We start from the raw sequence: 12,099 nt of genomic DNA on the forward strand, positions 1-12,099 counted from the left end.
CACCTCTTAGCGTTCTAACGCCGCGCGTAAAAAACCCTGGTGAGCGGCAAGCTTTTCGCGGGCGGCAGCGGCATCCAGGCCGGTGAGCGCCATTAAAATGGCGGGTTTAACCTCAAAGTCAGTCTGCTTTAACAGCGCTTGCGCCTGCTCACGCGCAATGCCAGTGGCCTCAACCACCATGCGACACGCCCGATCGACCAGTTTGACGTTGGTTGCCTGCATATCCACCATCAGGTTCTGATACACCTTGCCAAACTTCACCATCGCACCGGTGGAGATCATATTGAGCACCAGTTTTTGCGCGGTGCCGGATTTCAGTCGTGTTGACCCCGTCAGGGCCTCCGGCCCTACCACAGGGGAGATGGCAATATCCGCTTCATGAGCAATAGGAGAGTCCGGATTGCAGGAAATGGCCACCGTCGTACAGCCTACCGTCCGGGCATATTTCAGCCCACCAATCACATATGGCGTACGACCTGAAGCCGCCAGACCAACCACCAGATCCTCTGGGGTAAGGTTAAGCGTACGCAGATCGTCTTCACCTAACTGCGGGTTATCTTCCGCGCCTTCAACCGCCTTCAGCAACGCGCCCGGTCCTCCGGCTATCAGGCCAACCACCAGACCGTGCGGTACGCCGAAAGTCGGTGGGCATTCAGAGGCATCCAGCACGCCAAGACGCCCGCTGGTACCCGCGCCCATGTATATAATGCGTCCGCCCGCTTTAAGCGCATCAGCCGCCGCATCGACCGCTCGCGCAACTTCAGGAAGAGTGGCTTTTACTGCTTGTGCTACCAGCGTATCCTGTTGATTAAAACGATGAACCAACTCCAGCGTGGAGAGCGCATCAAGATCCATGGTCTGAGGGTTACGGGTTTCTGAAACTAATGCACCGAGATTCATTTTTTGGTCCTTAGGAATTTTTAATTCATAATAATCTGTCATAATGGAATATTATATTCATCCAGGCGAGGGAAATTTTGTTTTGTAATCGCCATCACGTTTTCGCCAGGAGACAGCATGAACTGTTTAATTCGCATTCGTCAGCGTTACCCGGATCTCGCGCAAAGCGATAAAAAACTTGCGGATTATCTCCTTGCTCAACCAGATACCGCGCGTCATCTCAGCTCACAGCAGTTGGCCTTCGAAGCGGGCGTCAGCCAGTCCAGCGTGGTGAAGTTCGCGCAAAAATTGGGTTTTAAAGGATTTCCGGCACTGAAACTGGCGATTAGCGAATCGCTGGCCAGTAATCCCAACCCCCATTCTGTTCCGGTGCATAACCAGATTCGGGGTGATGACCCGATGCGTCTGGTGGGCGAAAAGCTGATTCAGGAGAACGTGGCGGCGATGCATGCGACGCTGGATATTAACAGCGAAGAAAAACTGTTGGAGAGCGTCACGATGTTGCGCTCTGCCCGACGTATTATTCTGACCGGTATTGGCGCATCGGGTCTGGTCGCGCAGAACTTTGCCTGGAAGCTGTTGAAGATAGGTTTTAACGCGGTAGTCGAACGTGATATGCACGCCCTGCTGGCGACGGTGCAGGCGCTTTCACCAGGCGATTTGTTGCTGGCTATTTCGTACACCGGTGAGCGCCGCGAACTTAATCTGGCGGCAGATGAAACGCTGCGTACCGGGGCCAAAATTCTCGCCATCACCGGATTTACGCCCAATGCCCTGCAGCAACGCGCAAGTCATTGTCTGTATACGATTGCCGAGGAGCAGGCCACGCGCAGCGCCGCAATCTCCTCCACCCACGCGCAAATGATGCTCACCGATTTACTGTTTATGGCGCTGGTGCAGCAGGATCTGGAGCATGCCCCGGAACGCATTCGTCACAGCGAAGCGCTGGTAAAAAAACTGGTCTGAGCAAAGAATGCGCGTATAATGCCCGCCCGATTTGTGATGTTTTGAGAGTTTCCTGATGGCCCTGTTAATCACTAAAAAGTGTATCAATTGCGATATGTGCGAACCTGAATGCCCGAATGAGGCGATTTCGATGGGTGACAGCATTTACGAGATTAACAGCGACAAATGTACGGAATGCGTAGGCCATTACGACACGCCAACCTGCCAGAAGGTGTGCCCGATCCCCAATACTATTTTGAAAGATCCGGCACATTTAGAGAGTGAAGAGCAGTTGTGGGATAAATTCGTCCAGATGCATCACGCGGACAAAATCTAACTTTCAATAATCACCGTGGCGCAGGCGTAGTGACGTTCATCGGCCAGCGTCACATGCATATGGGCGACGCCGAGTTTTTCCGCCAGGTTTAACGCCTCCCCCCATAACCGCAGACGCGGCTTACCGAGCTCGTCGTTGAAAACCTCAAACTGGTTGAATGCCAGGCCGTTGCGGATACCCGTACCAAAGGCTTTTGCTGCCGCTTCTTTAACCGCAAAACGCTTCGCCAGAAAACGCACCGGCTGCTGATGCGTCTCCCAGATTGCCCATTCGTTGTCGCTGAGCACGCGTCTTGCCAGACGGTCACCGGAGCGGGAGATCACCGCTTCAATGCGGGCAATCTCCACGATATCCGTACCTAATCCCAAAATCGCCATTAGCCACGCGCTTCCAGCATCAGGCGTTTCATTTCTACTACCGCGTCTTTCAGACCGCTCATCACTGCGCGTCCGATAATGGCATGACCGATGTTCAGTTCGTGCATTTCAGGGATCCGCGCGATGGCTTTAACGTTGTGGTACGTCAGGCCGTGACCCGCATTCACCTTCAGGCCAAGGCTTGCGGCAAAGGTCGCCGCTTTGGCGATACGCGCCAGTTCGCTGGCCTGTTCCGCGTCAGTTTTCGCATCAGCGTAACAGCCGGTGTGAATTTCAATAAACGGCGCGCCAACTTCAGCAGCGGCTTTAATCTGTTCTTCGTCGGCATCGATGAACAGCGAAACCAGAATGCCAGCATCCGCCAGGCGTTTACAGGCGTCGCGCATTTTGTCGCGTTGACCGGCGACGTCCAGACCACCTTCGGTGGTAACTTCCTGGCGTTTTTCCGGCACCAGGCAGCAAAAATGCGGCTTCGTCTCAACGGCAATGGCCAGCATCTCTTCGGTTACCGCCATTTCCAGATTCATACGGGTATCCAGCGTCTGGCGCAGAATACGCACGTCTCTGTCGGTAATATGGCGACGGTCTTCACGCAGATGTACGGTAATACCGTCTGCGCCCGCCTGTTCAACGATAAACGCCGCCTGAACCGGGTCCGGGTATGCGGTGCCGCGTGCATTACGTAAAGTGGCAATGTGGTCAATGTTGACGCCTAACAGTAATTCAGCCATGACAATCCTCGTTAATCATTTTTAATTTTTACTGCGCGTTTTGGCATAAATTGCCGGAACAGTTCCCGGCTTTTTAACGGCTTACCACCAAGATACGGCTTTAACGCCATGCGGGTAAAGCGTTTCGCAGCGCGAAGCGTATCAGCATCCGGAAATTCACGCGACTCAAGCGCTTTCAGATGGCGTCCGGTAAAGGTGGCGTTATCAATCACTACACTTGCGATAAATCCTTTCTCTTCCCGATAGCGATAGGTCATGGTGTCATCTACCGGCTCACCGCTACCCGCGCAGTGGGTAAAATCCACGCCATAACCCAGATGACCGAGTAAAGCCAGTTCAAAGCGACGCAAGGCAGGCTCTGGCGAACCCGTCGCGCCTGCCAGCGCCTGAATACAGTTCAGGTAGTCGAAAAAGAGTTCAGAAAAGCGGGTCTCGTATTCAAGCACGCGTGAGATAAGCTCGTTGATATACAGACCGCTGTACAACGTAATACCGCTTAGAGGGAGTGCCAGAGAGACGGCTTCGGCGCTACGCAAGGTTTTGACCTCACCACGTCCACCAAAGCGAAGCAGTAACGGCGTAAAAGGCTGGAGGGCGCCTTTAAGATTAGAACGTTTGGAACGCGCGCCTTTGGCTACAAGGCGCACGCGGCCCGATTCTTCCGTGAAGACGTCCAGTACGAGGCTGGTTTCGCTCCACGGGCGGCTGTGCAGGACAAAAGCGCGTTGCCATCCTTCCATCATAATACTCGTCGTCTTTCAAGTTGCAGGTGCGTTAGCTGCGCCCGTTCACCCCAGTCACTTACGAGAGTAAGCTCCCGGGGATTCACGGACTTGCCGCCTTCCTGCACCTCGAAAGCCATAGAGTATTAAAACTACTGGTCGTCGCCGTAACCGAGGCTGCGCAGCGCGCGTTCGTCATCGGCCCAGCCGGATTTCACTTTCACCCACAGTTCAAGGTGAACAGGCGCTTCGAACATTTCCTGCATGTCTTTACGCGCTTCAATACCGATGGTTTTAATTTTGGCCCCTTTGTTGCCAATCACCATCTTCTTCTGCCCTTCACGTTCGACAAGGATCAGACCGTTGATATCGTAGCCGCCGCGCTCGTTAGAGATAAAACGCTCAATCTCAACGGTGACGGAGTACGGCAGTTCAGCGCCCAGAAAACGCATCAGCTTCTCACGGATGATTTCAGAGGCCATAAAGCGCTGAGAACGATCGGTGATGTAATCCTCCGGGAAGTGATGAATTGCTTCCGGCAGATGCTTACGTACGATACCCGCAATGGTATCAACATTCAGACCGGTCTCGGCAGAGATCGGCACGATGTCGAGAAAGTTCATCTGGCTGGCCAGGAACTGCAGGTGCGGCAGCAGATCGGCTTTTTCCTGAACGTTATCGACTTTGTTCACCGCCAGAATTACCGGGGCTTTACCATCACGCAGCTTGTTGAGCACCATTTCGTCGTCCGGCGTCCAGCGAGTGCCTTCCACAACGAAAATCACCAGCTCAACATCACCAATCGAGCTGCTCGCCGCCTTGTTCATCAAGCGGTTAATGGCACGTTTTTCTTCCATATGCAGGCCCGGGGTATCAACATAAATCGCCTGATACGCGCCTTCGGTATGGATGCCAACAATACGGTGTCGAGTTGTCTGAGCCTTACGAGAGGTAATAGAAATCTTCTGCCCAAGCAGATTATTCAACAAGGTGGATTTGCCAACGTTCGGGCGGCCGACGATGGCAATAAATCCGCAGTAAGTTTTATCGATGCTCATTCCAGCTCCAGTTTTTTCAACGCCTGTTCGGCGGCAGCCTGCTCAGCCTTACGACGGCTCGAACCTGTGCCAACCACCGGTTCACTCAGGCCGCTGACCTGGCAGTGGATAGTAAATTCTTGATCGTGAGCTTCACCACGGACCTGCACCACCAGGTAGGACGGCAGCGGCAGGTGGCGACCCTGCAAATATTCCTGCAGGCGCGTTTTCGGATCTTTTTGTTTGTCGCCTGGACTAATTTCATCCAGACGGGTTTGATACCAATTCAGGATCAGTTGTTCAACGGTTTGAATATCGCTGTCGAGGAAGACGCCGCCGATCAAAGCTTCAACGGTGTCCGCCAGGATCGATTCACGACGGAAACCGCCGCTTTTCAGCTCGCCTGGCCCCAAACGTAAACATTCACCGAGGTCAAACTCACGGGCTAATTCTGCCAGCGTATTACCGCGAACCAGCGTCGCGCGCATGCGGCTCATATCACCTTCATCCACACGCGGGAAACGGTGATATAACGCATTAGCGATGACAAAGCTCAAAATAGAGTCGCCTAAAAATTCTAAACGCTCGTTATGTTTGCTGCTGGCGCTACGGTGAGTTAATGCCTGCTGCAACAGCTCCTGATGATTAAAAGTGTAGCCCAGCTTCCGTTGAAGCCGATTAATTACGATGGGGTTCATGCGATACCAATAAATGAATGCGTCAACAATTCAGCACACGAAACAGACCTGATATACGCCATTCACTTAGCCATCTGGCATCGTCTGAATGCTTTTGTATACAAACCAACGCTGTTTCGTGTGCCGTGGCAACCTGTCGGTGCCAACCTAAAACTTCGGGGGAATATTCTATACACAACGACAAGGGATGTCGTTAGTCTGCGGGAATTTATCCGAGAAATAATTCACGTTGTCGCCATAATGACGACAACGTGAACGATTATTAGCAATTAATGAATACCGCCAATACGGCTTAAACGCACGCCGGTCGGCCATTCACCCTCTTGCTTGTCGAAACTCATCCAGATTGCAGTCGCTTTACCCACCAGATTCGCTTCCGGCACAAATCCCCAGTAACGGCTGTCCGCGCTATTGTCACGGTTATCACCCATCATGAAGTAGTGTCCCGGTGGGACGATCCAGGTCGCTAGCTGCTGGCCAGGCTGACGGTAGTACATCCCTACCTGATCCTGCGCGATTGGCACGGTCAGAATGCGGTGCGTTACCTCACCGAGCGTTTCTTTACGTTCGGTGAGGCGAATACCGTTCTCTTTCGTTTCGTTCAACGGAACTTCAAAGAAACCGCTGGTCGCTTCCCCGCCGTTGCGACGAGCAAAGGTCTGCACAAAATCACTTGGCTGAACATCAGAGTAGGTTACCGGCAGCGCATTTTCACACGCCTGACCGGAGCTGCAACCAGGCTGAATAGTCACCTCTTTCGCCACCGGATCGTACGTCACTTTGTCTCCCGGTAAACCGACAGCGCGTTTGATGTAGTCCAGACGTGGATCTTCCGGGTATTTAAATACCACGATATCACCGCGTTTCGGATGGCCGGTTTCGATCAACGTTTTCTGGTAAATCGGATCTTTAATCCCGTAGGCGAATTTCTCCACCAGAATAAAGTCGCCAATCAACAGCGTCGGCATCATCGAACCTGACGGGATCTGGAACGGTTCATAAATAAACGAACGCACCACCAGCACGATAGCTAATACCGGGAAAACGGATGCGCCAGTTTCCAGCCAGCCCGGCTTAGGGGCCACTTTTTTCAGCGTTGCTTTATCCAGTGAATCACCTGCAGCAGCTTGCGCTGCTGCCTGACGCTCCCGGCGTTTTGGCGCGAAAATGAATTTATCTACGCACCATAAAATGCCCGTCACTAGTGTGGCAATCACCAGAATCAGGGCAAACATGTTCGCCATGCCAACTCCTTAAGATTATTTGCTGTCTTTACCGACATGCAGAATGGCGAGGAACGCTTCCTGCGGCAGTTCGACGTTACCGATCTGCTTCATGCGCTTTTTACCCTCTTTCTGTTTTTGCAGCAGCTTTTTCTTACGGCTGATATCGCCACCGTAGCATTTCGCCAGAACGTTTTTACGCAGTTGCTTCACCGTTGAACGCGCGATGATGTGCGTGCCGATGGCCGCCTGGATCGCGATATCAAACTGCTGGCGCGGGATCAGATCTTTCATCTTTTCGACCAGCTCACGGCCACGGCTCTGGGAGTTGTCGCGGTGAGTGATCAGCGCCAGCGCATCAACACGTTCGTTGTTGATGAGGACATCAACACGCACCATGTCAGATGCCTGGAAGCGTTTGAAGTTATAGTCCAGCGACGCATAGCCGCGGGAGGTCGACTTCAGGCGGTCGAAGAAGTCGAGTACCACTTCCGCCATCGGAATTTCATAGGTCAGCGCGACCTGGTTACCGTGATAAACCATGTTGGTCTGTACGCCACGTTTCTCGATACACAGCGTGATGACGTTACCAAGGTAAGCTTGCGGCAGCAGCATGTGACACTCGGCGATCGGCTCGCGCAGTTCGTAGATGTTGTTCAGCGGCGGCAGCTTGGACGGGCTATCGACGTAGATTGTCTCCTTCGCCGTGGTTTCCACTTCGTAAACTACGGTCGGCGCGGTAGTGATCAGATCCAGATCGTATTCACGTTCCAGACGTTCCTGAATGATCTCCATGTGCAACAGGCCGAGGAAGCCGCAGCGGAAGCCAAAGCCCAGCGCGGTTGAGCTTTCCGGCTCATAGAACAAGGAAGCGTCGTTCAGGCTCAGCTTGCCGAGCGCATCACGGAAGTTTTCGTAATCGTCAGAGCTGACCGGGAACAGACCGGCATAAACCTGCGGTTTCACCTTCTTGAAACCTGGCAGCGCTTTCTCTGCCGGGTTACGCGCAGACGTTAAGGTATCACCCACCGGGGCGCCAAGAATGTCTTTAATCGCACAAACCAACCAACCTACCTCGCCGCATTTCAGCTCGGTACGGTCAACCTGTTTCGGCGTGAAGATACCCAGACGGTCGGCGTTATAAACCTGACCGGTGCTCATCACTTTAATCTTGTCGCCTTTACGCATGGTGCCGTTTTTAATACGCACCAGCGAAACCACGCCCAGGTAGTTATCGAACCAGGAGTCGATGATCAGCGCCTGCAATGGGCCTTCCGGATCGCCTTCCGGCGGCGGAATGTCGCGCACCAGACGTTCCAGCACGTCGGTCACGCCCACGCCGGTTTTCGCCGAGCAGCGTACTGCGTCGGTGGCGTCGATGCCGACGATATCTTCAATTTCTTCCGCTACACGCTCAGGGTCAGCGGCTGGCAGGTCAATCTTGTTCAGTACCGGCACCACTTCCAGATCCATTTCCATGGCGGTGTAGCAGTTGGCCAGCGTTTGCGCTTCTACACCCTGCCCGGCGTCAACCACCAGCAGTGCGCCTTCACAGGCGGCAAGCGAGCGGGAAACTTCATATGAGAAGTCGACGTGGCCCGGGGTGTCGATAAAGTTAAGCTGATAGGTTTCACCATCAGATGCTTTGAAATCGAGCGTCACGCTCTGCGCTTTGATAGTAATACCGCGCTCACGCTCAAGATCCATCGAGTCGAGAACCTGCGCTTCCATTTCACGGTCAGACAGGCCACCGCAGATCTGGATAATACGGTCAGACAGCGTCGATTTACCGTGGTCGATGTGAGCTATGATTGAAAAGTTACGTATGTTCTTCATATAGAGTAATTATTGTGCCTTACGCCCGCCTGAGCAGGCTCTGAGAAGTCGCTGATCTGAGCTTAACGTCTGTTTAAGTGAAACGCCGCATTCTACACTACAACGCTGAGGCGAGGAAACGTTCATAGAGCAAGGATAGCGGGAACTGGAAACAACCTTACAAAGTCGGTGAAACTTTTGCCGGATGGCAGCATAAACGCCTTATCCGGCCTACGCCTGCATCTGAAAACGCGGTAGGCCTGATAAGCGCAGCGCCATCAGGCAAAGATATCACTGCTGGGTTTCAACGCGAATAAGATCGGGCGGGAGGGCAACGTTCAGAATGACCGGCTGCCAGGCTTCACGTTCAGCAAGCTTACGGGAATATCCGCGGGCGATCAGGAATCCGCCCACGCCACCCAGTACAGCCCCGCTTAAAGCTGCCAGGTCGGACCCAAACAGCACCTGGAACAGCGCCGCGAAAAGAAAGAGCCCCGCCAGCGGAGACATATAAACCAGCATCGCCGATCCCAACAGGCTCCTCTCGGCAATGCCCAGCTCAACTTTTTGACCAGGGGCCAATGGCTCATCGCTGGGTACCACAATAGTGTGCGTGGTCTGCGGTCCAAGTTTATTCAGCACGCGGCTCCCGCACCCGGCCCGGGAAGCACAGCTACTACATGACGCTTTCACATCACAGCTAACCGTCGCCAGACCATTTTGCCAGGAAACGACTGTCGCCCACTCTTTGATCATTGTGCGGTCCTGAACTTAATATTGTCCGCGATACGCTTCGCCGTTTGTGGTGGCAGCTCGCCCACTATCGTAATTTCCGCGTTATCACGCACGCTGGTGCTGACCGTTCTACGCCCGGTTCGCAGCAGTTGATCGGTGCTGTTTTGCGTCGCACGGTTTACGTTCACGGAGAAACTGAACAGGCCATCCGAATAAAGGCGTGATTCAATCGGCATGTTATCCATGGTCGGCAGCGGACGTCGACTGCTGGAGACTTCACTAAAGCCTTGCGGCACCCATGACGGACTCCAGTTGAAGTTGGTTTTTTCACCCGCAGGAACCGACAGCAACGGCGGTAGATTGGCTTTCGCCAGCGTCTGCATGCTGTCGCTAACGCCGTTGTTTACGGTAAAGGCGATGACGCGGAACTGTTCCAGCGTTTCGCCATCACGATCGAGAAGATCGACACGCATCGGTAGCTTGGTTTCGGTGTCCATCCAGACGATATAGCTGTAACGCGTGCCGTCACGAGCGACAACGCGGATCACTTCACAGAGCCGATCGGCAATGCGAGTGCGGCCTACTGAAATAAAATCATAGTAGGGTGCAAGGCGTTTGAAGTCGGTATAAATCAGGGATGGCAATGAATCAACGATATAGTCGCCGTTCAGCGTGAACGGTTCGAGCCCAGGCTCGAAATAACTTATTTCATTGCCGCGTTGCACCACTTCCCGGCGCGGTCCATCCAATTGCAACAACTGCGCTAACGGACGGTTATCCTGGCGGGCATGGCGATAACGTAGGGATTCAACACCCTGTTTATTGATGCTGACAAATGACAGCTCATAGGTTAGCGACTGGCTGGCCAGATTCATCTGCTGCAACAACGCCCCGGACGCAGGATTGGCCGAGGCGTTTACAGAGAAGAACAGGCTACCAGCCACAAGTGACATGGCAAACCAAAGTTGCTTCATTACTGCGATTGCGTTCCTAAAGTTTGAATTCCTGGCACCTGCACAGCGGCTTGCTGTGTTTGCGCCTGCTCAAACTGAAGCTGTTCAGAGTGCAGTCGACGTTGCAGTTCGTAATCCTGCAACATGGCATTAATACGACGACGCTGCTCCTGTACCTGCTGTTGCTGACCGCCGCTGGCTGTCGCGTCAGAAGGTACACCCAGGCTTACCGGACTGGCTTTACCCATCATCGGTAATGTATTAAATACCGGCGTTTCGGGCTGCTGGGACGTTTCAGATTGACCGTTATAGTGCTGGACGCCAACAATAACTGCAAGTGATACACACGCGGCCACCCCCATTTGGGTAAGCTGCGCGGCCCACGGACGCATTTTCTTCCAGAATGGCATTTTCTGCCACTGGTGCGGTGCTGGCTGGGCCTCAGGAATCAATGGCGCCGTCTGACGTACTGGCTCATCCTGGATGGCAGCCATTACGCGGGCGGAAATATCGAAATGGAGAACGTCGGCGGTATCACCTCGCATGGAATCGCGAATCAGGTGATAACTCTCCCAGGTTTTTTGCATTTCCGGGTCGTGAGTCAGCTCTTTAAGCAACTCAGTATCCAGCGTTTCGCCATCCATTAAAGCGGAAAGTTTTTCTTTCTGCATGCCTAATACCTTTTCCAGTATCCCGCTATCGTCAACGCCTGATAAGCGGTTGAACTTTATTATCAATAGCTTCCCTCGCTCGGAAGATACGTGAACGCACCGTACCTACCGGACAATCCATGATAGCGGCTATCTCTTCATAGCTCAGGCCATCCAGCTCCCGCAAGGTTATTGCCATGCGTAAATCTTCCGGGAGGGACTCAATAGTTCGGAAAACTATCTGTCTCAGTTCTTCTGACAACATTAAGTTCTCAGGGTTCGAAATTTCTTTCAGTGCACCGCCACTTTCGTAGTTTTCTGCTTCAATCGCATCTATATCACTGGAAGGTGGACGACGCCCCTGAGCGACCAGGTAATTCTTCGCTGTATTGACTGCGATACGATACAGCCAGGTATAAAAAGCACTATCCCCCCGGAACGAGTCCAGCGCACGATAGGCCTTGATAAATGCTTCTTGTACTACATCGGGTACATCGCCCGACGGTACATAGCGAGAAACCAGACTCGCCACCTTATGCTGATAGCGGACTACCAGTAGGTTAAAGGCTTTCTGATCTCCCTTCTGGACCCGTTCTACCAGGACCTGGTCCGTTAACTGCTCGCTCATCCGAGGTAAAGTCTCCCCAAACCAAATTTCCACGCGCTGTCGAAACGCCACTCCATAAGCTTCACTATGAGCAAGCAAATGCTTAGAGTGCTCAAGTTTCGTAAAGTTCCGTTACGCATTTGTTTTTTGTTTGTCATGTTGTAGACAGGTCTTATCTCTCATTATAAGTCTACATAACCCGATCAACGCACTATCTGTAAGAAATGCCCATTTCACCGCTTGCAGAGTAACCCAACGGCCACTTTATTTCATCACATAATCTGATGCTAACGGCCTGCTTCACAAAATAATTTTGCTCATTTCGGCCTCGTCATACTTTTTCTTTCATGTTTAGCCATTGCAACACAT

General features: G+C 52.9%; 14 protein-coding genes and 1 pseudogene. 2 read left to right on the forward strand and 13 right to left on the reverse strand.

The features are described from left to right. Positions 1 to 6: 6 nt before the first annotated feature. Positions 7 to 900, reverse strand: coding sequence for an N-acetylmuramic acid 6-phosphate etherase (murQ, locus tag OOJ59_RS15765; RefSeq protein ID WP_038643308.1), 894 nt, complete (start codon positions 898 to 900; stop codon positions 7 to 9). Positions 901 to 1,017: 117 nt separating this feature from the next. On the opposite strand from murQ, the gene OOJ59_RS15770 reads away from it, so the two are divergent. Together OOJ59_RS15770 and OOJ59_RS15775 are read left to right on the forward strand one after the other, a co-directional pair. Further along, positions 1,018 to 1,866, forward strand: coding sequence for a MurR/RpiR family transcriptional regulator (locus OOJ59_RS15770; RefSeq protein ID WP_160956119.1), 849 nt, complete (start codon positions 1,018 to 1,020; stop codon positions 1,864 to 1,866). Positions 1,867 to 1,921: 55 nt separating this feature from the next. Continuing rightward, entirely contained in the window at positions 1,922 to 2,182 is a 261-nt protein-coding gene (locus OOJ59_RS15775; RefSeq protein WP_038642696.1) for a YfhL family 4Fe-4S dicluster ferredoxin, read from the forward strand. Here the strand turns inward: OOJ59_RS15775 and acpS are convergent. The 12 genes and pseudogenes from acpS to rseD all read right to left on the reverse strand — a co-directional run bounded on the left by acpS (position 2,179) and on the right by rseD (position 11,913). Beyond that, positions 2,179 to 2,559: a holo-ACP synthase gene (gene acpS, locus OOJ59_RS15780; protein ID WP_038642698.1), complete on the reverse strand. Its 381-nt coding sequence runs from the start codon at positions 2,557 to 2,559 to the stop codon at positions 2,179 to 2,181. The genes OOJ59_RS15775 and acpS overlap by 4 nt on opposite strands. Then, complete coding sequence (gene pdxJ / locus OOJ59_RS15785) at positions 2,559 to 3,290, reverse strand: pyridoxine 5'-phosphate synthase (RefSeq protein ID WP_003838383.1); 732 nt, start codon at positions 3,288 to 3,290, stop codon at positions 2,559 to 2,561. The genes acpS and pdxJ overlap by 1 nt, the downstream gene beginning before the upstream one ends. 11 nt (positions 3,291 to 3,301) lie before the next feature. Beyond that, a complete protein-coding gene (gene recO, locus OOJ59_RS15790; protein ID WP_038642700.1) occupies positions 3,302 to 4,030 on the reverse strand; it encodes a DNA repair protein RecO in 729 nt (242 codons plus the stop codon). A gap of 134 nt (positions 4,031 to 4,164) precedes the next feature. Further along, a complete protein-coding gene (era, locus tag OOJ59_RS15795; protein ID WP_110497136.1) occupies positions 4,165 to 5,070 on the reverse strand; it encodes a GTPase Era in 906 nt (301 codons plus the stop codon). Further along, the gene (gene rnc / locus OOJ59_RS15800) at positions 5,067 to 5,747 is read right to left on the reverse strand and encodes a ribonuclease III (protein WP_003037579.1); all 681 of its coding nucleotides are present in this window, start codon (positions 5,745 to 5,747) and stop codon (positions 5,067 to 5,069) included. Before rnc ends, era begins: the two co-directional genes overlap by 4 nt. A gap of 269 nt (positions 5,748 to 6,016) precedes the next feature. After that, entirely contained in the window at positions 6,017 to 6,991 is a 975-nt protein-coding gene (gene lepB, locus OOJ59_RS15805; RefSeq protein WP_038642704.1) for a signal peptidase I, read from the reverse strand. 15 nt (positions 6,992 to 7,006) lie between these two features. Next, the gene (gene lepA / locus OOJ59_RS15810; RefSeq protein WP_038642706.1) at positions 7,007 to 8,806 is read right to left on the reverse strand and encodes a translation elongation factor 4; all 1,800 of its coding nucleotides are present in this window, start codon (positions 8,804 to 8,806) and stop codon (positions 7,007 to 7,009) included. A gap of 270 nt (positions 8,807 to 9,076) precedes the next feature. Beyond that, positions 9,077 to 9,541, reverse strand: coding sequence for a SoxR-reducing system protein RseC (rseC, locus tag OOJ59_RS15815; RefSeq protein ID WP_042306646.1), 465 nt, complete (start codon positions 9,539 to 9,541; stop codon positions 9,077 to 9,079). Further along, on the reverse strand, positions 9,538 to 10,494 hold the full coding sequence (gene rseB, locus OOJ59_RS15820; protein WP_160956120.1) for a sigma-E factor regulatory protein RseB: 957 nt from the start codon (positions 10,492 to 10,494) through the stop codon (positions 9,538 to 9,540). The genes rseC and rseB overlap by 4 nt, the downstream gene beginning before the upstream one ends. Further along, entirely contained in the window at positions 10,494 to 11,144 is a 651-nt protein-coding gene (gene rseA, locus OOJ59_RS15825) for an anti-sigma-E factor RseA (RefSeq protein WP_008785497.1), read from the reverse strand. The genes rseB and rseA overlap by 1 nt, the downstream gene beginning before the upstream one ends. A gap of 31 nt (positions 11,145 to 11,175) precedes the next feature. Next, positions 11,176 to 11,751 (reverse strand): RNA polymerase sigma factor RpoE, encoded by a 576-nt coding sequence (gene rpoE, locus OOJ59_RS15830; RefSeq protein WP_003037573.1) that lies wholly within the window; start codon positions 11,749 to 11,751, stop codon positions 11,176 to 11,178. After that, positions 11,748 to 11,913: pseudogene (gene rseD, locus OOJ59_RS15835) on the reverse strand (rpoE leader peptide RseD). Before rseD ends, rpoE begins: the two are co-directional and overlap by 4 nt. Positions 11,914 to 12,099 lie beyond the last annotated feature (186 nt).

This window comes from Citrobacter sp. W9, assembly GCF_026719375.1.
GTDB classification, from domain to species: domain Bacteria; phylum Pseudomonadota; class Gammaproteobacteria; order Enterobacterales; family Enterobacteriaceae; genus Citrobacter; species Citrobacter werkmanii.

What these genes read in the sequence shown, in the direction of transcription:
- pdxJ (WP_003838383.1), bottom strand. Translation starts at nt 3,290, where the DNA reads ATGGCTGAATTACTGTTAGGCGTCAACATTGACCACATTGCCACTTTA.
- OOJ59_RS15775 (WP_038642696.1), top strand. Translation starts at nt 1,922, where the DNA reads ATGGCCCTGTTAATCACTAAAAAGTGTATCAATTGCGATATGTGCGAA.
- lepB (WP_038642704.1), bottom strand. Translation starts at nt 6,991, where the DNA reads ATGGCGAACATGTTTGCCCTGATTCTGGTGATTGCCACACTAGTGACG.
- lepA (WP_038642706.1), bottom strand. Translation starts at nt 8,806, where the DNA reads ATGAAGAACATACGTAACTTTTCAATCATAGCTCACATCGACCACGGT.
- recO (WP_038642700.1), bottom strand. Translation starts at nt 4,030, where the DNA reads ATGGAAGGATGGCAACGCGCTTTTGTCCTGCACAGCCGCCCGTGGAGC.
- OOJ59_RS15770 (WP_160956119.1), top strand. Translation starts at nt 1,018, where the DNA reads ATGAACTGTTTAATTCGCATTCGTCAGCGTTACCCGGATCTCGCGCAA.
- murQ (WP_038643308.1), bottom strand. Translation starts at nt 900, where the DNA reads ATGAATCTCGGTGCATTAGTTTCAGAAACCCGTAACCCTCAGACCATG.
- rpoE (WP_003037573.1), bottom strand. Translation starts at nt 11,751, where the DNA reads ATGAGCGAGCAGTTAACGGACCAGGTCCTGGTAGAACGGGTCCAGAAG.
- era (WP_110497136.1), bottom strand. Translation starts at nt 5,070, where the DNA reads ATGAGCATCGATAAAACTTACTGCGGATTTATTGCCATCGTCGGCCGC.
- rseB (WP_160956120.1), bottom strand. Translation starts at nt 10,494, where the DNA reads ATGAAGCAACTTTGGTTTGCCATGTCACTTGTGGCTGGTAGCCTGTTC.
- rseA (WP_008785497.1), bottom strand. Translation starts at nt 11,144, where the DNA reads ATGCAGAAAGAAAAACTTTCCGCTTTAATGGATGGCGAAACGCTGGAT.
- acpS (WP_038642698.1), bottom strand. Translation starts at nt 2,559, where the DNA reads ATGGCGATTTTGGGATTAGGTACGGATATCGTGGAGATTGCCCGCATT.
- rseC (WP_042306646.1), bottom strand. Translation starts at nt 9,541, where the DNA reads ATGATCAAAGAGTGGGCGACAGTCGTTTCCTGGCAAAATGGTCTGGCG.
- rnc (WP_003037579.1), bottom strand. Translation starts at nt 5,747, where the DNA reads ATGAACCCCATCGTAATTAATCGGCTTCAACGGAAGCTGGGCTACACT.